The 19,420-nt window shown below is 65.2% G+C and carries 17 protein-coding genes; 6 read left to right on the forward strand and 11 right to left on the reverse strand.

Annotated elements, in window-relative coordinates:
- Positions 1-15 precede the first annotated feature (15 nt).
- The 8 genes from K4G67_RS11470 to K4G67_RS11505 all read right to left on the reverse strand — a co-directional run bounded on the left by K4G67_RS11470 (position 16) and on the right by K4G67_RS11505 (position 7,345).
- The gene (locus K4G67_RS11470) at positions 16-1,122 is read right to left on the reverse strand and encodes a TrbI/VirB10 family protein (RefSeq protein ID WP_239806498.1); all 1,107 of its coding nucleotides are present in this window, start codon (positions 1,120-1,122) and stop codon (positions 16-18) included.
- The gene (locus tag K4G67_RS11475) at positions 1,122-1,916 is read right to left on the reverse strand and encodes a TrbG/VirB9 family P-type conjugative transfer protein (RefSeq protein ID WP_239806499.1); all 795 of its coding nucleotides are present in this window, start codon (positions 1,914-1,916) and stop codon (positions 1,122-1,124) included. The genes K4G67_RS11470 and K4G67_RS11475 overlap by 1 nt, the downstream gene beginning before the upstream one ends.
- Positions 1,913-3,076, reverse strand: coding sequence for a TrbL/VirB6 family protein (locus K4G67_RS11480; protein WP_239806500.1), 1,164 nt, complete (start codon positions 3,074-3,076; stop codon positions 1,913-1,915). The genes K4G67_RS11475 and K4G67_RS11480 overlap by 4 nt, the downstream gene beginning before the upstream one ends.
- Positions 3,073-5,493 carry a VirB4 family type IV secretion/conjugal transfer ATPase gene (locus K4G67_RS11485; protein ID WP_239806501.1) on the reverse strand — a complete coding sequence of 807 codons (2,421 nt, stop codon included), beginning with the start codon at positions 5,491-5,493 and terminating at the stop codon, positions 3,073-3,075. The genes K4G67_RS11480 and K4G67_RS11485 overlap by 4 nt, the downstream gene beginning before the upstream one ends.
- A gap of 14 nt (positions 5,494-5,507) precedes the next feature.
- Complete coding sequence (locus K4G67_RS11490; RefSeq protein ID WP_239806502.1) at positions 5,508-5,792, reverse strand: VirB3 family type IV secretion system protein; 285 nt, start codon at positions 5,790-5,792, stop codon at positions 5,508-5,510.
- Between the two features lie 4 nt (positions 5,793-5,796).
- On the reverse strand, positions 5,797-6,105 hold the full coding sequence (locus K4G67_RS11495; protein ID WP_420830036.1) for a TrbC/VirB2 family protein: 309 nt from the start codon (positions 6,103-6,105) through the stop codon (positions 5,797-5,799).
- 26 nt (positions 6,106-6,131) lie between these two features.
- Positions 6,132-6,737, reverse strand: a complete 606-nt coding sequence (locus K4G67_RS11500; RefSeq protein WP_239806504.1) for a lytic transglycosylase domain-containing protein — start codon at positions 6,735-6,737, stop codon at positions 6,132-6,134.
- A 233-nt stretch (positions 6,738-6,970) separates the two neighbouring features.
- A complete protein-coding gene (locus tag K4G67_RS11505) occupies positions 6,971-7,345 on the reverse strand; it encodes a hypothetical protein (protein ID WP_239806505.1) in 375 nt (124 codons plus the stop codon).
- A 263-nt stretch (positions 7,346-7,608) separates the two neighbouring features.
- Here K4G67_RS11505 and K4G67_RS11510 point away from each other — a divergent pair, with 263 nt between their 5' ends.
- Positions 7,609-9,171 (forward strand): hypothetical protein, encoded by a 1,563-nt coding sequence (locus K4G67_RS11510; protein WP_239806506.1) that lies wholly within the window; start codon positions 7,609-7,611, stop codon positions 9,169-9,171.
- A 113-nt stretch (positions 9,172-9,284) separates the two neighbouring features.
- On the forward strand, positions 9,285-12,011 hold the full coding sequence (locus K4G67_RS11515) for a TonB-dependent receptor domain-containing protein (RefSeq protein WP_239806749.1): 2,727 nt from the start codon (positions 9,285-9,287) through the stop codon (positions 12,009-12,011).
- Positions 12,012-12,145: 134 nt separating this feature from the next.
- On the opposite strand, the gene K4G67_RS11520 is transcribed toward K4G67_RS11515, so the two are convergent.
- Positions 12,146-12,820 (reverse strand): response regulator transcription factor, encoded by a 675-nt coding sequence (locus K4G67_RS11520; RefSeq protein WP_239806507.1) that lies wholly within the window; start codon positions 12,818-12,820, stop codon positions 12,146-12,148.
- Positions 12,821-13,096: 276 nt separating this feature from the next.
- Between K4G67_RS11520 and K4G67_RS11525 the strand changes: the two genes are divergently transcribed.
- The 4 genes from K4G67_RS11525 to K4G67_RS11540 all read left to right on the forward strand — a co-directional run bounded on the left by K4G67_RS11525 (position 13,097) and on the right by K4G67_RS11540 (position 17,245).
- Positions 13,097-14,119, forward strand: a complete 1,023-nt coding sequence (locus K4G67_RS11525; protein WP_239806508.1) for an alpha/beta hydrolase — start codon at positions 13,097-13,099, stop codon at positions 14,117-14,119.
- Between the two features lie 119 nt (positions 14,120-14,238).
- Positions 14,239-15,360, forward strand: a complete 1,122-nt coding sequence (locus tag K4G67_RS11530; protein ID WP_239806509.1) for an 8-amino-7-oxononanoate synthase — start codon at positions 14,239-14,241, stop codon at positions 15,358-15,360.
- Positions 15,357-15,995 carry a dethiobiotin synthase gene (gene bioD / locus K4G67_RS11535; RefSeq protein WP_239806510.1) on the forward strand — a complete coding sequence of 213 codons (639 nt, stop codon included), beginning with the start codon at positions 15,357-15,359 and terminating at the stop codon, positions 15,993-15,995. The genes K4G67_RS11530 and bioD overlap by 4 nt, the downstream gene beginning before the upstream one ends.
- Positions 15,992-17,245 (forward strand): adenosylmethionine--8-amino-7-oxononanoate transaminase, encoded by a 1,254-nt coding sequence (locus K4G67_RS11540; RefSeq protein WP_239806511.1) that lies wholly within the window; start codon positions 15,992-15,994, stop codon positions 17,243-17,245. Before bioD ends, K4G67_RS11540 begins: the two co-directional genes overlap by 4 nt.
- A gap of 12 nt (positions 17,246-17,257) precedes the next feature.
- On the opposite strand, the gene K4G67_RS11545 is transcribed toward K4G67_RS11540, so the two are convergent.
- Together K4G67_RS11545 and K4G67_RS11550 are read right to left on the reverse strand one after the other, a co-directional pair.
- Entirely contained in the window at positions 17,258-18,667 is a 1,410-nt protein-coding gene (locus K4G67_RS11545) for a sigma-54-dependent transcriptional regulator (protein WP_239806512.1), read from the reverse strand.
- Entirely contained in the window at positions 18,660-19,268 is a 609-nt protein-coding gene (locus K4G67_RS11550) for a heme NO-binding domain-containing protein (RefSeq protein WP_239806513.1), read from the reverse strand. The genes K4G67_RS11545 and K4G67_RS11550 overlap by 8 nt, the downstream gene beginning before the upstream one ends.
- Positions 19,269-19,420: the final 152 nt, after the last annotated feature.

A 19,420-nucleotide genomic window follows, 5' to 3' on the forward strand; every position in this document is an offset into this window, starting at 1 on the left:
GAAGGATCGCGGCATTCATTTCGTTACGGTCGAAAAATCGAGATCGCGCGCGGTGAACACGCGGATCGGTTCGCCCTGGCGCACGCGCACGGTGGGGCCGATCTTGCTGTTTTCTTCCACGGCGGCCGCGGCCGCGCTCTGCCCGCCGCCCAGCACGACCGACGCGCCGCCCGTGCCCATCGCCGACAATCCGCCCACGACGGAGAGCAGCATCGCCGAACCGAACCGCTTGAAGAAATGGCTGTCCACCTTGCCGCGAAGGCCGGTCGTGCCGTCGAAGCCGGTCGCGGGCGAGCCGATATTGACCGACACGCCATCGGGCCGGATCAACCGGGTCCAGATGACATAGGCGCGTTTCTGCCCGGCCTGAAGCCCGCTTTGATATTGCCCGATGAGCCGGCTGCTGCGCGGGACGAGGACGCGGCGTCCGTCGAAACTTTTCACGTCCTGGCTGACCACGGCGCGGACGTATCCGGGTACGTCGGTGTCGATCGCGGTTTCGAGGATCGCGGGGATCAGCGTGCCCTGCGTCACCGTGGTGCCGGGATCGACCATGCGCGCGGCCTGCGCCGGGCCGCCGCCGACGCCGCCGATGCGGCTGGCAAAATCGGACGCGGAATTGCCGGTCGATGCGTTTTCGCCATTGTAAGGGGTACCTGTGTCCTCGACCGCGTCATAGGCGCTGCCCGCATCGAAGACCAATGTCGGGCTGCTATAGGGATTCGAGGCGGGGCCGGTGTCCATCTGCGGCGGCGCGGACAATACCGGTGCGGGGCCGGGATCGGGCTGTTGCATGGCATATGGGGCATCAATAGGCGGTGTGTCAGGCACGATGAGCGGCGTATCGACCGGTGCGGCTGTCTCGACCGGGGCGGCAGCGACAGGTGCGGGGGCTGCCGGTTCCTCGATCCGCGCGCTGTTCATGCCCCACAGCGTGAACGCACCCAGCAGGCCGACGATCGCAACCCCCGCGGCAAGGCCCAGCCCGTCGGACTTGCCCTTGCGCTGCGTCACGGCGGGAAAGGAATTGCGGCTGGCGAGGTCGATGATTTCCGCGCTTTCGGTTTCGCGCGGATCGACGTCATTGGCGGGATCGGCGGGAAGCCTGGCGGCGAGACGCATCAGTTCTGCTCCACAAGGGTACGATCGGCTGCGCGGGCGAGCGCAGCATCGTTCAATTTGCGCGGCGGGCGCGGCGGCCCGTTGTTGACAAGAAAGGCATCGTTGTCGCCGGAACGCAGGATGATGCGTCCCGGCACGCCTTCGATGATGATGTTCTCGCCACGCACCGTGAAATTGACCGGACCTTCGCGCCCGTCCGCATTGGTGACCAGTATGGCGGGAACATCGCGCCCCTGCGGCCAGGCGAGATAGGTCACCTCGCCATCGTCATAGGCCCGTTCGGGAAGGAGGGCTGCATCCCCGCTGCGCCCCCACGCGAAATTCAGCGACGCGGGATCGGTCACGGCGAGCGGATCGGTCGCGGCCTGCATCTCGATCGAACCGGGCGCGGCGGCCATGCGGGCGGGTGCGTCTTCCACCGGCTCTTCAGGGTAGGCGAAACGCAATTGATACAACGGCTTGGCCCGCGGACTGGCCACCAGGTCGAAGTAATAGGTGCGGCGGTCGGTAACCACGGTCATATTGGTCGCCGCCGTCGGTTCGAGCGGTTTGACGAACAATAGGTTGGCCCGCTTGTTCGGCGTCACCTGCCAGCTTGCGGAATCACCGATGGCGACATTCTCGATTCTCTCGTCATCCGCGAAGGCGACGGTCGCCTGCACATTGGTGCGGCCTTCGATGCGGACAACGGCGTCTTCGTCATACATCCGCGTGACGAGCCGGGGATCACCGGCGTGGGCGGGCACGGCCATCGTCGCGGCGACAAGGGCGAGAGTGCAAAGCGGGCGGATCATTTCAACTTCTCCGTGGAGCGTGCGGGCGCGCTGCGAAAACGGCTGCCGATGCCGTGTGCACGCGAACGGGCCGCGGTGGCGGCGGGCTGCGCGCCGGGATGCGCGGCATGTGCGGCGATGCGGATGTCGCGCGTCTGCGGGGCGGGCGCGGGGCTGCCGAACCGGTCATTGGCGGGGGCGGGAACGGCAATGGCCTGTGCGATACGGCGGTCGGTACTCACCGCGGGTGCCGGCGGGGCGGGCACGGCCGGCGCGGGCGGGGCGGCAACCGATTGCACGGCGGACTGGGTGCGGCTCTCCGTCCCCTTGGCCGCAAGACCGAACACATCCCATCCGGCGACCATCGCCGTCGCCGTCTTCAACGCCAGCATCATCAGCGCGACATGCACCGCCCCGATCAGGAAAAAGCCCATCGCGGCGCGCGGGTCGATCTGCCCCGGCGTCTGGCCCAGCGCATTGAGCACCGGCACCGCAAGTTCCAGCATCATCCCGCCGCCCAGCACCGCAAACAACGGCGCGATGGCAAGCAGGACCAGACCTTTCAGCCAGCCTGCAAACAATCCCCGCGTGCCTGGAAACAATGCCATCACCACGAACACCGGCCCCACCGCGACCAGCACGGCAAGCGCGATCCGTGTCGTCACCAATATGCCCACGGTGCCCAGCAGAAGCAGCGTCGCGCCAAGCCAGAGCAGGCCCGGCGGGGAGAACATGCTCATGTCCTGCTGCTGCTCCGGCCCGGCGATCTGGCCGATGACGGCAAAGGCGATGTCGATCTTGTCGGCAAAGGCAATCGTGGCGCTCCCTTCGCTCCCGGTGATGATCGACGCGATCTGGTCGGGCGCACCGGTGGCGAGGGTCCACACCACGCTCTGATACGCGACCCAGCTCGTCGCGAAGGTCAGCACCAGGCCCAGTGTCATCATGCGCGGGGTCAGCGCGGCAATACCGATCCGGCTGCGTCCCGTAAGCAGGCCGAACGCGAACAGCGCCACGAACAGGGTGAGCAGGATCGTGAGCGCCGGCACCAGCGCGCCGCCCGCCCCGAACAGGCGCCCGAAGGCGGCCTGCGTCGTGTCGGCGGCGAGGCAATCCACCCCGCGCAGCGCGGCGGCAATGCCATTGCCGACATTGTCGAGTTCGGTTGCGCAGCCGTTCATTCCGCCGCGTTCCACAGCGCGAAATCATCGGCGCTTCCGCCGGGCCATGGCTGTCCTGTCAATTGCGGGTACCATTGCGCCGGATCGTCGCCGACCGATGCGCGGATACGGTCGAGATTGCGGACGATGCTTTCCCGGCCGGACAGCACGGTCAATACCTCCGGCGCGCCCGAAAGGTCGAGCCGCACCACGACGGAGGCATCGGGCTGCCGCACGAGGAAGCAGCGCGAATGGGCAGGCAACCCCTTGATCAACGCAAGCTCGTGTTCGGTCAGGCCGAAGCCATCGCAATAATCCTCCGCCCGCGCCCGCGAATTGGGCATGAACACCATCGTCGCGGTCTGTTCGACGAGCGCGGTGGAGATCCGGCTGTCGAGTGCGTCGCGTGCGCTCTGCGTCGCGAAACCGACCAGTGCGTTCCGTTTGCGCAGGGTTTTCAGCCAGTCGCGGATGCGCGCGGCGAACACCTCGTCATCGAGCGCCTTCCATCCCTCGTCGATGAGGATCATCGTCGGTTGCCCGTCGAGCCGTTCTTCGATCCTGTGGAACAGATACATCATGACCGGCGTGCGCAGGCGCGGATTTTCGAGCAGCGCCGTCATGTCGAAGCCCAGCACCCGGTTCGAAAGGTCGAGCCGGTCGACATCGTTGTCGAAGAGCCAGCCATGTTCGCCATCCTCGATCCACGGGGACAGCCGGTCGGCCAGGTCGCCCGGCATCGGGCGGCGCGCACCCGACAAAAGCTCGCGGAAATGGCGCAGGCGGCGCAAGCGTGCATCATTGGCATAGGCGGCGTCGACCGCCTGCGCGATGGTGGCAAGCTCCTCCGGCCCTTCGGCCTTGAGCATGAGACCGAGCCAGTCGCGCAGGAATGCGCGATTGCTCGCCGTATCGGGAAGCGAGAGCGGGTTGAACCCGGTCCGCTCGCCCGAAGAAATGCGGTCGTATCGCCCGCCGATGCCGCGCACGAAAACCTCGGCGCCGCGATCCTTGTCGAACAGGATCGTGCGGGGTTCGAACTTCTGCGCCTGCGCGGCGAGGAAATTCATCACCACCGTCTTGCCCGAACCCGACGGCCCGATGACGGAGAAATTGCCGAGGTCGCCGTGGTGAAAATTGAAGAAGAACGGCGTCGCGCTCGTCGTCTGCAACAATGTGACGGCATCGCCCCAATGGTTGCCGTCGGCCTGGCCCAGCGCAAAACCGTGGAGCGAGCCGAAGCCCGCCATGTTCGCGGTCGAAATCATCGCCCGCCGCACGAGATAGCCTTCGTTGCCCGGAAACTGACCCCAGAAGGCCGGCTCCAGATTGACATCCTCCCGCACGGCGATCGCGCCCGTATCGGCGAGCGCGGCAGCGGCAGCGGCGGTCATGTCGTCGAGCGCGGGCAGCTCGGCTGCGCGGATCAGCACGGTCAGGTGATGGTCGCCGAACCCGGTCGCACCCGCGCCGAGCGCATCGCGCGCCGACAGCATCTCGGCCCGTTCGGCGGCGGCTTCCTCGTCCGCGCTGCGCAGGCGGCGCAGGGCGAGGTCCATGCGTTCGCGCGCGGTCTGACGCTCCGTCGGGGCGTAGCTTTCGGTGACGACCATTTCGCACGGCAGGCGAAGCAGCCCGTCGAGCAGGCCGGGCGATGTCGCGTCGGGATAATCCTTGAGCGACAGCATCGCGGCAAAATCGCTGCCCCCGCCGCCGCGCGATTCCATCGCGTCAAGGCCGAAGCTGACCCGGCGATAGGGCAGCATGTGGCCGATGTCGGTATCTTCGGCCGGGCGGCGCACGGGGCGCATTTCCCCGTTGTAGACCGCGCTCAACAATTCGAGGATCTCGCTGTTCACGCGGCCTTCGCCGGCCTCGTAATCGCCGAGGAGCCGCGCGCCATAGGCGCCCAGCGATGCGGCCATGCCGGTGATCGCGGCGCGAAGGGCGCGCAGATCCCTTGGGTCGGCCTCGACCTCACCCTGGCGGCGACGCAGCAGTCGGCCCGCCTTTTCCGCAAGCCCCGCCTTGCCCCGTGCGGGCCGGCGGATCAGCGTGACGAACTGATCGTTCACGAAAAGCGATCCGTCGGCGAGCCGTTCGCGCCAGCGCGCGTCGATATGGGCCGAAAGCGGATCGGCGAACTCGGCATCGAGATCGACCGCGACCCGCCGCCGCACGACATGGTGATAGAGCACGAAACGCGCATCGAGCACCGAACGCAGCATCACCTCACGCGCGGCGGCATGGGCGTTCAGCGCCTCGCTATCCTCTGTTTCGAACAGGAGGCCGGGCACCTGCATCGCCATCATCAACGACCCGTCGCGCAGCATCACGCAATGTTCGTCCACCTGCCGCGCATAGGGCAGCCGGTCGCCCGCGCGGGCTTCCTTGTCGCTCCACCCGGCGGCGCCGATCCATTTGCGTTGCTTTGCCATGAATGCGTTCCTTTTCAGGCGGCGTAGCTGTTGCAGCCCCAGCGTTTCCAGTTCTTCACCCGCGGGCAACGGCTCACCTTCGTCAGCCACAGATCGAACACGCGCGGCTCGCGAAGGCACGCGAAATAGCCGACCCAGTGAATCGCGAGCGCCGCGGGCAGCGCGAGAAAGCTTCCGGTAATCAGGAACAGCTCGGTCGTGACGGCGGCGTTGATGACGAAGAAATTATAGGTCACGCCGCCGAACATCTGCGGCCGGGTCAGCGCGCGATGCACCGGGTGGCGGGACAATGCCGTCACGGGCTCAGCCTACCGCCGCGGTCGACTGAATGCCGGACACGATCGAGGCCGCGCCGAACAGGATGAAGCAGCCCAGGATCACCGTGCCGCCGAATTTCCAGTTCATCCGGCCGGTCAGCATCATGAAACCCACCGCCGCGACCGCCATCACCGCGACCGCGGTGGCGACATTGCCGAGCATCGTCCCCTGAAGCCAGGCGAGCGCGGACACGATCGGACCCGACCCTTGCGGATCGGCGCCCTGCGCCATGGCGGTGCCGGGGAGGGCAATCGCGAGAACGGCAATGAGCCGTGCGAAAGCGCGGGTGAACATGTTGGAACGAGCGGCAGACATGGCAATCATCTCCGGGAATGGTCGGACAGGCGGCCCATGACGGCCGCGACATAGGTTTGGGTTTCGCGAATGCGGGGCACGCCGCCGGCGCGCATCACGCGGCCCGGCCCGGCATTATAGGCGGCAAGCGCGCGTTCGATATCGCCGTCGAAACGGTCGATCTGCTGGCGCAGATAGCGCGCGCCGCCTTCGAGATTGGCAAAGGGATCGTCGGCATTCACGCCGAGATCGCGCGCCGTTCCGGGCATGAGTTGCGCAAGGCCGCGCGCGCCGACGGGCGAGCGCGCATCCTCGCGCCAGCGGCTCTCCTGCCAGACGAGCGCCTCGATCAGTGCAGGGCTGAGGTCGAAGCGCGCCGATAGTTCGTGCACCTTCGCGGCATAGCGCGCGGGCAACAGTGCGGCATGATCGGAAATATTCGCGAGCGCGGCGCCGGGCACGGCGGGCATGTCATCATCGGCTGCGGTCGGTGCGGCATCGTGTGCGTTAACCAGATCGCCGGCAATCCAGCGGTGACCGTCGGCGGAAATCTCCATCACATCGGCGCATGCGGGCATGGCAGGCACGCAAAGCGCCAACCCCAATGCCAGTATGTCCCGCGCAAGAATCATGAATGCCTCCCTTGAGGAGGCGAATGGACCCGATTAATGACACGCGTGTGACAGGCTCGCGTTCAGGGCACGAGTTCAAAAACTCGGCTTTGCAAGAAGCGTTCCCGAAATCCGATGCGGGGGCGATTGCCGCACACTGTCATACGACGCGAACGGTGCGGCAGGCATCAATATACGCACATGGCGCCAAAGGCCGGCGGAGCGACACGCGCATCCGCCGCACCTATATAATGTCAGTCGGCGGTGGCGAGCCGCTCCCCTTCGGAAAATTCGCCGCGCTCCAGCATGGCAAGCGCGCTACGGGCGAGCACCTTGCTGTCGACCCACTGGCCACTTGCGGTTTCGAGGGCGAACCGGTCGGCACTGTTCGCGGCGGCCTCGAACATGGTGCGGGCTGCGGCGGTATCGTCCTGCCGGGCATAGGCGATGCCGAGGTTGATGAGGCGGGCAGGATCGTCCTCGGCCAATGCTTCGTTCGCCTCGATCTGGCGGATGGCGGCGGCATCCTGTCCCGCACGCATCGCTTCGTAGGCGACGTCGACACGTTCGGCGCCGATCGCGGGGGCGGGGCTCATCATCAGGCTGAGGACGAGGGCGGCAATAGCCATGGCATTTCTCCATCTAAATTTGTTATTGAAAGCGATTTTGCGTCTTTTGGCCGGTCTGTGCAATCAAAATGTCACAATGTCATTGATTTGTAACATTCGCCGAAAGCCACATGCGAAACGCGTGATTTGCGTTCCCCGCCACGTCCCGTCCGAATTATCAGACTAGCGCAAAGAAACTGTCACAAGGCCCATCTAGGTCCGCCTTCGCGAAGCCGAATTCGCATGTTTTGATTCTCGGTTTTTTCTTGAGGGGGACCGCCGCCGTGACCACTATTTCCCGTACGCTCGTTCTTGGCTGCAGCATGTTGGCGCTGGCCGCCTGCGGGCCGGAAGACATCGCATCGCCCGGCACGGGCGGCAATGTCATCATCAACAATCCGGCGCCCACGCCCGCGCCGACGCCTACGCCCACACCGGGCGGGTCGGTGACGGCCGCGAACGGCTGCCCCACCATCGCCGATGCGCAGGGCCTTTCGGACGAAGGCACGATTTCGGGCCCGACCGGCGAATATCGCGTCTGCGCGATGCCGGCGCGTTTCAATACCTCCTCGACGCTGCCCTATGTCGAAGGTCTGCTCTATCGCATGGCGGGCCGCGTCGATGTCGGCACCGATGGCGGGCCGACCGCCGATGCGAGCGACGGCGCCAGCGACACCAACGTGACGCTCACCATCGAGCCGGGCGCGATGATCTATGCCAGCGGATCGTCGTTCCTGATGGTCAACCGCGGCAACAAGATCAACGCGGTCGGCACGGCCTCGCGTCCGATCCTCTTCACCAGCCGCGACAATGTGCTCGGCCTCAACAACGAAAATTCCTCGGGTCAGTGGGGCGGCGTCGTGCTCGCGGGCCGCGCGCCGGTGACCGACTGCATCGCGCCGGGCGCAACGCCGGGCACGACCGGTTGCGAACGCCAGGTCGAAGGCGCGGCGCAGCCCGCCCTGTTCGGCGGCGCGACGCCCGACGATAGCTCGGGCCGGATGAGCTATGTGCAGATCCGCTATTCCGGCTTCGTCCTGTCGGGCGACAGCGAGCTTCAGTCGCTCACCACCGGCGGCAGCGGTTCGGGAACGCAGCTCGACCACATCATGTCCTATAATTCGTCCGACGACGGCGTCGAATTCTTCGGTGGCCGGGTCAATCTGAAGAACCTGATCGTGGTGGGTGCCGAGGACGATTCGATCGACACCGACACCGGCGTGAAGGCCAATCTGCAATATGTCATCGCGGTGCAGCGCGAAGGTGCGGGCGACACCATCATCGAGGCGGATTCCAGCAACGGCCTCGAAAACTCGACCCCGCGTCAGAACACGCAGATTTCGAACGCGACCTTCATCCACCGCAATGCCTCGTCGAGCCAGGCGATCCGCATCCGCGGCGGCACCGATTATGCGCTGGTGAACAGCGTCGTCGTCGCGCCGAGCGGCGTGCCCTGCATCCGGCTCGACGACACGGCCACGATCCAGACATCCGGCGCGGATGAGCGGGGCGCACCGCGCTTCAATTCGGTCGTCCTCGATTGCGCGAGCAATTTCCGCGACGGCGGCGATGTCAGCGCAAGCCAGGCGCAGGCGATCTTCGATGCCGGATCGAACAACAACAAGGACTTCACCAACACGCTTTCGATGCTGTTCATCAATGGCTCCAACGAAAATGGCGCGGTGGCCTTCGACCCGACCGCCTTGTCCAGCTTCTTCGACAACGTGAACTTCATCGGCGCCGTTCGCGACAGCGCGAACAACTGGACCACCGGATGGACCTGTAATTCGGCGGCGATCAGCTTCGGCAGCAATGTCGGCACCTGCACCAGCCTGCCGATCTACTAAGCACGCGCAGCAGATACGGGGCCGTCCGAAGGATCCGGGCGGCCCCACTCTGTATCGCGCATCGAACGCGAATATCTGTTTTTCGGACCTGTAATTTGAGGGGGTCTTACACCATGTCCACCGGCTTTCAGCCTTTCGGCAGGCGCTTCGCAGGGCTGCTGCTGCTTTCATCCGCGATGGTCCTGCCCGGCGCCGCGCTGGCCCAGGGCACCGGCGGACCGCCCACCACCGGGGAAAGCGCCATCCCGCCGCGGCCCTCCGCGGATGACGACCTCACCGATCAGGTGCAGGGCGTCGACGGCGAACCGATCGAGGATGGCCTCGATCAATCCGACATTTCCATTCCCGGCGGCGGCGGCGCGATCGTTGTGACCGGTCGCCGCATCCGCGACGTATCGCGCGCCAGCACGCAGGTGCTCTCGGTCCTTTCGGCCGAGCAGATCGCCCGCACGGGCGAGGGCAACATCGCCGGCGCGCTGAGCCGCGTGACCGGGCTTTCCATCGTCGGCAACGGCAATGTCTTCGTGCGCGGCCTCGGCGATCGCTATTCGCTGGCGCTGCTCAACGGCTTGCCCCTGCCCAGCCCGCAACCGTTGAGCCGCGTTGTCCCGCTCGACATCTTTCCGACGAATATCGTCGCGTCTTCGCTGGTGCAGAAGACCTATTCGGCGAATTTCCCCGGCGAATTCGGCGGCGGCGTCATCAACCTCACCACCCGCGCGGTGCCGACCGAAAGCTTCCTGCGCATCGGCGGCGGGGTGAGCGGCGACACGCAGACGACCGGCAATGACGGGTACAGCTATTACGGCTCCGACATCGACGCATTTGGTTTTGACGACGGCACGCGCGATGCGCCGCCCGCATTGCAGGATTTCTTCGACAGCGGCGCGCGCCTGTCCGACCTCGGCGTCGATCAGGCCGCAATCGCGAAACAGCTTGGCAATCCCGATCTCGTCGTGGCGCAGCGCCTCGGCAATTTGCCGGTCAATTTCTCCGGCTCGATCACCGGGGGAACCGGTTTCGACGTGTTTTCGGACGGCAGGCTCGGCGTGATCGCGACCGCCTCGATCAGCAATAGCTGGCGCAACCGGGCGATCATCTCGCAGACGGCGGTGAACGCCGACCTCGATCTCAACACCGATTTCCGCGATTACACGACCGACAACCGCATCGTCGTGAACGGCCTGCTCGGCTTCGGGCTGGAGCTTGGCGAGCATAGTTTTCGCTGGACCAATCTTTATATCCGCGACACGCTGAAACAGACGCAGATTTCGGTCGGCGACGAGTTTCAGTCCGGTTTTTCCAAACAGATTCAGAACAATGGCTGGTTCGAGCGGCAATTGCTCGACACGCAATTCGTGGGCGAGATGGAATTCGGAAGGCTCGAAATCGACCTTCGCGGCGGCTATGCGCAGACGCAGCGCGAGGCGCCGTACGAATACAGCTTCGAATATGTCCGCACGAACGAGCCCAACGATCCGTTCGGCGATCTGTTCGTCAACGTGCTCGACCGGCAGCGCGGCGCGGCCTCGGTCACGTTTTCGCAGCTGAAGGAAGACCTCTATTACGGCGGGCTCGATTTCGGGTACGAATTGTCCGATTGGCTGCGGGCGAGCGTGGGCTATGCCTATACCGATACCGACCGCTATTCGGAACGGCGCGAATTCCTGTTCAACGCCTCGACCGATTTTCCCGATGGCGTCGGCGCGCTGCGGCCCGATCTCCTGCTGGGCGATGCGATCATCGATTATTTCGACATTGGCCTCATCGAAAGCACGCAGGCGGATCCGGCCTTCGATGCCGGGCTCACCATCCATGCGGGATATGGACAGTTGCGCGTCAATCCGCTCGACCGCGTGAATCTCGACATCGGCGTTCGTTACGAAGATGCGGATCAGACCGTGAACCCGGTCGAGCTGTTCGCCACGCCGACCAATTCGGGCAGCAGCACCGCGCTCGCCAATGATTATTTCCTGCCAGCCGCGACATTGACGTTCGAGGCGAGCGACGATTTGCAGTTGCGCGTGGCCGCGTCGAAGACGATCGCCCGCCCGCAATTTCGCGAGCTGATCTTCCAGACCTATTACGATCCCGACACCAACCGGCAGTTCAACGGCAATCCGTTCCTGATCGACAGCGAGCTGATCAATGCCGAGGCACGCGCCGAATATTACCTCGGCGGCGGCGACCGGATTTCGATCGCCGGTTTCTACAAGGATATCGACAACCCGATCGAGGCCTATTCCAGCTTCTCCGACAATGCGCAGGTGACCAGCTTTGCCAATGCGCCCAAGGCGACGCTCTATGGCGCCGAGCTCGATCTTCAGTACAGCAAGGATCTCTACGGCCTTGGCGAGGCGTTCGCGACAAAGCGCGCGGTCATCGTCGCCAACTACACCTATACCAAGTCCGAGATCAAAGTGGGCGAGGACGACGTGACGCAGGTGTTCCCGCGTGGCGGTCAGCCGGCATCGAACTATTTCCGGGACGGGGCAGCGCTCACCGGACAGTCCGACCATCTCGCCAATCTGCAACTCGGGCTTGAGGATATCGACAGGTTGCAGCAATTCACGCTGCTCTTCTCCTATGCCAGCAAGCGTGTGACGAGCCGCGGTACCAATGCGCTGCCAGACATCCTCGAAAATCCGGGGCTGAGCGTGGATTTCGTCGCGCGCGAGGAAGCGGATTTCATGGGTGTGCCGGTGCAATTGAAGTTCGAGGCGCGCAACATTACGGGGCGCGACCATTTCGAATATCAGTCGAACGGCGAAAACCGGATCGAGATCAACACCTACGAGGTGGGACGCAGTTTCGCATTGAGCGCGTCGGTCGAATTCTGAGCGCGGGGGGCGGGGCCGTCATCGGTTCCGCCCCTGCCGCCGGACATTTTTGCCGGACATCCTTGCCACCCATATGACAAAGCCCCGGCGCGCAGGCGATCCGGGGCTTTGTCATAGCGGCGCGGCGCGACGCCTTACGGCATGTCGAAGACGTAGCCCATCGAACGCACCGTGCGCAGAGGATCGCCCGCCCCTGCGCATTTCAGCGCGCGGCGCAGGCGGCCCACCCACACATCCACGGTGCGTTCGTCGATCGGCGGTTCCTGCTTTCCCAATCCGCCGATAAGCTGCGCACGCGAAAACACGCGATTGGGGTTTTCGGCAAAATAGCGGAGCAGGCGAAACTCGTTGGGCCGAAGGTCGACCGGCGTGCCGTCCCACCGTGCCTGAAGCGCGCCAAGGTCGATGACCAGATCGCCCAGTTCGACGATATTGGCCGCGTGGTAATTCTGTCGCCGCGCCTGCAACGCAAGCACGCGGTCGAGCAGATCGTTGCGGTCGACCGGACCGATCATGTAATCGTCGGCACCGGCGCGAAGGGCGCGCCGCCTGTCGCCGGCATCGTCCTGTTCGAGGATCATCGTCACATGGGCGTGATCCATGCGCGGATCGGAACGCAGGCGGCGGCACATTTCCAGTCCCGACATCTCCGGCATGACCCAGTCGATGAAGGCCCACACCGGCCCTTCGACAAGGCGTTGCGGACCTTCGCAGTCCAGATAATCGAAAACGAACCGCTGCGAACCATGCACGAAGTCGCCTGTTGCAGCGGTGTGCGCCGCCGTCGTGAAGATGTTGACTACGTCCATGGTTGAAAACTCCGCCTTGCCGCGCGTTAGTGGCGCGTGGTTATGACGGGTTTGTGACGAATTCGGCGGTTTTGCAGCGTCATACAAGTGGGCGCTTGAAAGGGAAGCCCGGCGCGCCTTGCCCGCGCGCAACTGCGTCATACTTTCAATAGGCGCGGCGCCGGTTTCATGCTTCGCTCCCCCGCGGCTTGCGGGCGTCGGGCGTTTTGCGATAGCCTCATGGCGGGCGCGGATTCCTGGCGCCCGGCCAGATCCATTGCTTCGGAGAATGCACACATGCGCAGCTTTCGTCCCGCCGTACCGCCGCGTTGCCGTGCCATTTTTGCGCTTTCTGCCGTGGTGACGGGGCTATCGCTGGCCCCCGCCGCGTCGACAAACGTGCCCTATCCCGAACGCGAAATCGAAGCACGGGGGCCGGAGGGAACGCTGCACGGAACGTTCCAGAAGGTCAGCAACAATGACGGGCCCGTTGTATTGATTGTGCCGGGGTCCGGCCCGACTGACCGGGATGGCAACAGCCCCGCCGGGATCAAGGCCGCGAGCTATCGCCGGCTCGCCGCAGCGCTGATGATGAGGGGCATCGCCAGCGTGCGCATCGACAAGCGCGGCATGTTCGCAAGCGCCGATGCCATCGCCGACCCCAATGCGGTGACGATGGGCGATTATGCCGACGACGTGCATGCCTGGACGCGGGCGATCGTGGCGGAAACGGGCGCGACCTGCGTCTGGCTGCTCGGCCATAGCGAGGGCGGCACGGTTTCGCTTCTGGCCGCCGCGAATGCGCAGGGGGAGGCGGCGCGCAACATTTGCGGCGTCGTCACGCTCGCCGCGCCGGGCCGGCCGCTGGGCACGATCATGGCCGAGCAGTTGAAGGCGAACCCCGCCAACGCCCCCGTGCTGGACGATGCGCTTGCCGCGATTGCCACGCTGGAGGACGGGCGCCGCGTCGATACAGGCGGAATGCACCCGGCGCTCGCCAACCTGTTCGCCCCGGCCGTGCAGGGGTTCCTCATCGACAGCTTCGCCATCGATCCCGCCGCGCTTGTCGCCGATGTGTCGAAACCCGTGCTCATCGTTCAGGGCGAAGAGGATATTCAGGTCACGCCCCATGACGCCCGGCTACTGAACGCGGCAAATCCCGATGCGACGCTCGCGCTGCTGCCGGGGGTCAATCATGTGTTGAAAGAGGTGCCACAGGGCGATCGCGCGGCCAATATGGCAAGCTATGCCGATCCGTCGTTGCCGGTCGCGCCGGGCGTGGTCGATGCGATCGCCGGGTTCGTGTTGCAGGAACGCTGAACGCCATTTTGCTGCCGGGCCGAAAGCGGGGGGTTGTGAATGCACAGCGCCCGCCTATTGCGGGGCGGGCGGACATCGGCGCAACGGCGCGGATCGCACGGCTTTGAGGAGGGCGAGAGGTGACATTGCCGCAATTCTACGCGCAGGATCTTGCCCGACTCGACACGATGGCGCGCCGCCGCGGGCTCGCTCTTCCGCGTGGGCGGGATTTTTCCTCGAACGACTATCTGGCGCTGGCCGGGTCGTATGCGTTGCGCGATGCGGCGATGGATGCACTCGAACGCGGGGTGCCGATGGGATCGGGCGGGTCGCGCCTGCTGCGCGGTCACAGGGCGGAACATGCACGGGTGGAGGAGGATGCCGCGCGGTTTTTCGGGTCGGAGGCCGCGTTGTTCATGAGCACGGGTTTCGCCGCGAACAGCCTCCTGTTTTCCACGCTGCCGCAGAAGGAGGACTGCATCTTTCACGATGCCCTCATCCATGCGAGCGCGCATGAAGGGATGCGATTGTCGCGCGCAAGGTCGCAACCCTTTGCCCATAATGACGTGAACGCCGCCGCCGATGCGATTGCCCGATGGCGCGCATCGGGCGGGTCCGGCACGGCATGGATCGCGTTCGAGACATTGTACAGCATGGATGGCGACCGGGCGCCGGTTGCCGAATTTGCGGAACTGGCGCGGACGGTCGGCGCCATGCTGTTTGTCGACGAGGCGCATGCGGTTGGCGTTTACGGGCCACAGGGGCGCGGGCTGGCCTCTGCCTTGCAGGGGGAGGAACACGGAATCGTGCTCGCCACCTGCGGCAAGGCGCTGGGCTGCGAAGGGGCGCTGGTGCTGTGTTCGGATGTGATCCGCGACTTCCTCATCAACCGGGGCCGGGCGTTCATCTTTTCGACCGCGCCGTCGCCGTTGATGGCCGCGGTGGTGAACGATGCGCTGCGCCTGATAGCGCAAGGGGACGACCTTCGCCAAAGGCTGCGCACACAGGTAGATGGGGCGGCCGACCGGTTCGCCGCCCTCGGCATCGCGGCCAGCGGGTCGCAGATTCAGCCCGTCGTCATCGGGGACGAGGCACGCACGATGGATATCGCCGCCGCATTGCAGAACGAGGGATTCGACATTCGCGGCATTCGCCCGCCCACCGTGCCACAGAGCACCGCACGGCTGCGCATCTCGATCACGCTCAACAGCGGGGCGGACGATATGGACGCGCTCATCCACGTATTGGAGCGATTGTTGTGAGCCGCACCATCGTCGTCACCGGCACCGACACCGATATCGGCAAGACGGTGTTTGCCGCCGGGCTGACCGCCGCGATGGGCGCGCATTACTGGAAACCGGTGCAGGCCGGGCTGAACGATGGGAGCGACAGCCGGACGGTCGAAACGCTCGGCGTCCCACGGGCGCGCATCGTGCCGGAGGCGTATCGTCTGACGACGCCATGTTCGCCCCATCTCGCGGCCGAGCGGGACGGCGTGGATATCGATGTTGCGCGATTGATGGTGCCGACGGTGAATGGCCCGCTGGTGGTGGAGGGGGCGGGCGGTGCGCTGGTGCCGGTGACGCGCGATCTGCTCTTTGCCGATCTGTTCGCGCGGTGGGGTGCGCCGGTGGTCATCGTGGCGCGGACCACGCTCGGCACCATCAATCACAGCCTGCTGACCATCGAGGCGTTGCGCAGCCGCGGTGTGCCGATCCTCGGCATCGCCTTCGTCGGCGAGGAGGTGGTAGATAGCGAGCGCATCATCTGCGAGATGGGCGATGTGAGTCATCTCGGCCGGTTGCCGCAGCTTTCGCCGCTCGATGCCCGGAACCTGTATGCCGCATTCGTGCACGGTTTCGCCGCGGACGGGTTCGACCTCAAGGAATGGCGATGACATCCTCCCCGATCTGGCACCCATTTACGCAGCATGGGCTGAACGAACCGATCCCGCGCGTCGCACGGGCGGAGGGCGCGATCCTTCATACCGATGACGGGCGGCAAATCGTCGATGCCATATCGTCATGGTGGGTGACGACGCATGGTCATGCCCATCCGCGCATAGCCGCCGCGATCGCCGAACAGGCCGCCCGGCTGGATCAGATCATCTTTGCCGGGTGGAGCCATGAACCGGCTGAGCAGCTTGCCCGGACGCTGCGCACGATCATGCCCGAAAGCCTGACGCGCGTGTTCTTTTCCGATTCCGGCTCCACCTCGGTCGAGGTCGCGTTGAAGATGGCGCTGGGCTATTGGCTGCACCGGGGGGAGGCGCGCCACGGGATCGTGGTGATGGACCACGGCTATCACGGCGATACGATCGGGACCATGTCGGTCGGCGCGCGCGGCGCGTTCAACCGCGCATACGAACCCTTGCTCTTCGATGTGACGAGCATCCCCTTTCCCGCCGGCGGCGCGGAGCAGGCCACGCTCGACGCGCTCGATGCGGCATGTGCCGCGGGGGCGGCGGCCTTCGTGGTCGAGCCTCTCGTGCTCGGCGCGGGGGGCATGATGATGTATGCCACAGACACGCTGGCCAGGATGCGGGCGATATGCGCGGCGCACGGGACATTGTTCATCGCGGACGAGGTGATGACCGGGTGGGGGCGGACAGGAACGATGCTGGCGTGCGAACAGGCCGGCGTGGTGCCCGACATATTGTGCCTGTCGAAAGGGCTGACGGGCGGGGCCGTCCCCCTTGCCGTCACCATGGCGAGCGAGCCTGTCTATGACGCGCATCTGTCCACCGACCGGGCGCGCATGTTCTTTCATTCGTCGAGCTATACGGCGAACCCTGTGGCCTGCGCGGCGGCGAATGCCAATCTCGCCATCTGGCGGGAGGAGCCGGTGACGGACAGGATCGCCACGCTGGCCGCACGGCAGGCCGCGCATCTCGATACGCTATCGCATCGGGGCGGGGTGGTGAATATCCGGCGCTGCGGCACCATCGCGGCGTTCGACGTGGGGGACGGGGGCGGATATCTTTCGGACCTTGCGCCGCGCATGATGGGCATGTTTCGCGAAGGCGGCGTGCTGCTGCGCCCGCTCGGCAATACGGTCTACGTGATGCCGCCCTACTGCATTACAGAGACGCAGCTCGACCGGGTTTATGCGACGATTGCGGATGTCCTCGATGCGGTCGCGATATGACGCGTGCGGCCGTTACGAAACGGTGCGCCATTTCTCCATCTTGCGATAAAGCGTCGAGGCGCTGACGTCGAGTTCGCGCGCCGCGCGCGTTATGTTACCGCCATGGCGCGCGATTGCCGCCTCGATCGCATCGCGTTCGATCTGGGCAAGGGTCCGCCCGGCAAGGTCGAGGACACCATTACCCGAAGCCGGGGATTGTTCGGCGGGATGGGCGTGGAACGCGGCCCCGCCGCCGGCGCCGCGGGGGGCCACAGGCGGGGGCGGCGTCATTTCGAAGGCCATCGGCGTGTGCAGTTCGATCGTGTCGCCCGGCGCGGTGACGATCGCGCGGCGCAGCGCGTTCTGCAATTCGCGGACATTGCCCGCCCACGGATTGGTGAGGATGGTCGCGCGGCTGTCCGCACTCAACCGCATCGGGCCGCGCCCTTCCTCCCGCGCGATGCGTTCGGCCAGCGTTTCGGCGAGCAGCATCACGTCCTCTCCCCGCTCGCGCAGCGGCGGCAGCGCGATGGGGATGACGTTCAGGCGATAGAACAGATCTTCGCGGAAGCGCCCCCCCGCCATTTCGACATAGGGGTCGCGGTTGGTCGCGCACACGATCCGCACGTCGACCGGCTCCGCCTGCGCCGATCCGACACGCTGTATCATCCCGGTTTGCAGGAAGCGGAGCAGCTTCACCTGAAGTTTGAGCTCCATCTCGCAAATCTCGTCGAGGAAAAGCGTGCCGCCATCGGCAGCCTTCGCCGCGCCGATGCGGTTTTCGACGGCGCCGGTGAACGCGCCTTTCACATGGCCGAACAGCTCGCTTTCGAGCAGGTTTTCCGGGATCGCACCGCAGTTGATGGCAACGAATGCCTTGTGCCGGCGGCGCCCCGCCTCGTGGAGCGCCTCGGCCGTCACCTCCTTGCCCGTGCCGCTTTCGCCGGTCACGAACACCGCGGCGCGCGAATCGGCCACCTGCGCAATGGTTTCATAGACCTTGCGCATGACGGGCGAACGCCCGACGAAACCGTGAAATCCCGGCCCGTCGGGCAGCTTCTGCACCGCCGGTTCCGCATCGGGCGCATGTTCGACCGCGGCCCGGATGGTGGACAGAAGCCGCGCGCCCGCGACCGGTTTTACGAGGAAATCGAACGCGCCCGACCGCATCGCCGCAATGGCCCGCGACAGCGACCCATCGGAGGTGACCACCACGAAGGACGGCGATCCTTCCGTCTTTTCGCCGAGCAGGTCCAGCCCGTCGCCATCGGGCAATTGCAGGTCGAGCAGGGCCGCGGCAAAACGCTCCCTCGAAAGCTGCTCGCGCGCCTCGGCAAGCGTGGTGGCGAGCGTGACCACATATCCCGCCTCCTCGAGCTGTGCGACATAGCCAAGCGCGAGCGAGGCACTGTCCTCGATGATTAGAACCGAACGATCAGCCATGCGCGGCGCTCGTCCCCACCGGTCGGGAAATGGCGAACGAAGCGGCGGTCCCATCGTCGGACATCGCGATCCAGTCGAGATCGCGCGTATCGCCGAAATGTTTCATCGCGCCCGCGACGAGCCCATGGGCAATATGCGCGAACGGACGGTGCGAGGCGTAGGTGATGACAAGGGTGTCGCCCTCGTTGCGGGCAACGACGGATGGCGGGCTGGAGTCAGGATAAAGGACGCGCACTTCCTGATGGATATGGTCGTTGATATGGGCGAGCAGGGCATCCGCGCTCCCGTATCCGTTCACGATATCGGCATAAAGCACGGTAAAGCGCGCGAACAAATATTCGCCGAATGCGCGGCACAATGCGTTCACCTCGTTCCCGCTGAGTTCGGCCGCTGCGGTCACGACGCGCACGGCCTCCTCCCACGGATAGTAGCCGATGCGCGAATAGGCACCGCCATGCGGAAGATCGGCCTGTGACAGGACTTGCTCCGCGAAAAGCGGCCCGCCCGTTTCATCCAGAAAATCGACCAGCTCGGTATAGACCACGCCCCGCATGAAACACTCCTCTATGGTTGCAGACGGCAGGATCCATGCAAGTTTCATACCATCGACGCGCCTGCGTAGGCCGGCCATTGCGGGCATGGCCTATGTCGCATTTTGCAAAACACCGATGCAAATTGCAACGATCCTTTCGCAATTTGCAAAAGAGACCGTGGCATTTCGCATCAGGCGCCGGTCTGAACCGGGGCGGGGCA

Origin of the sequence: Croceicoccus hydrothermalis, assembly GCF_022378335.1 — a bacterium.
Lineage (GTDB): Bacteria > Pseudomonadota > Alphaproteobacteria > Sphingomonadales > Sphingomonadaceae > Croceicoccus > Croceicoccus hydrothermalis.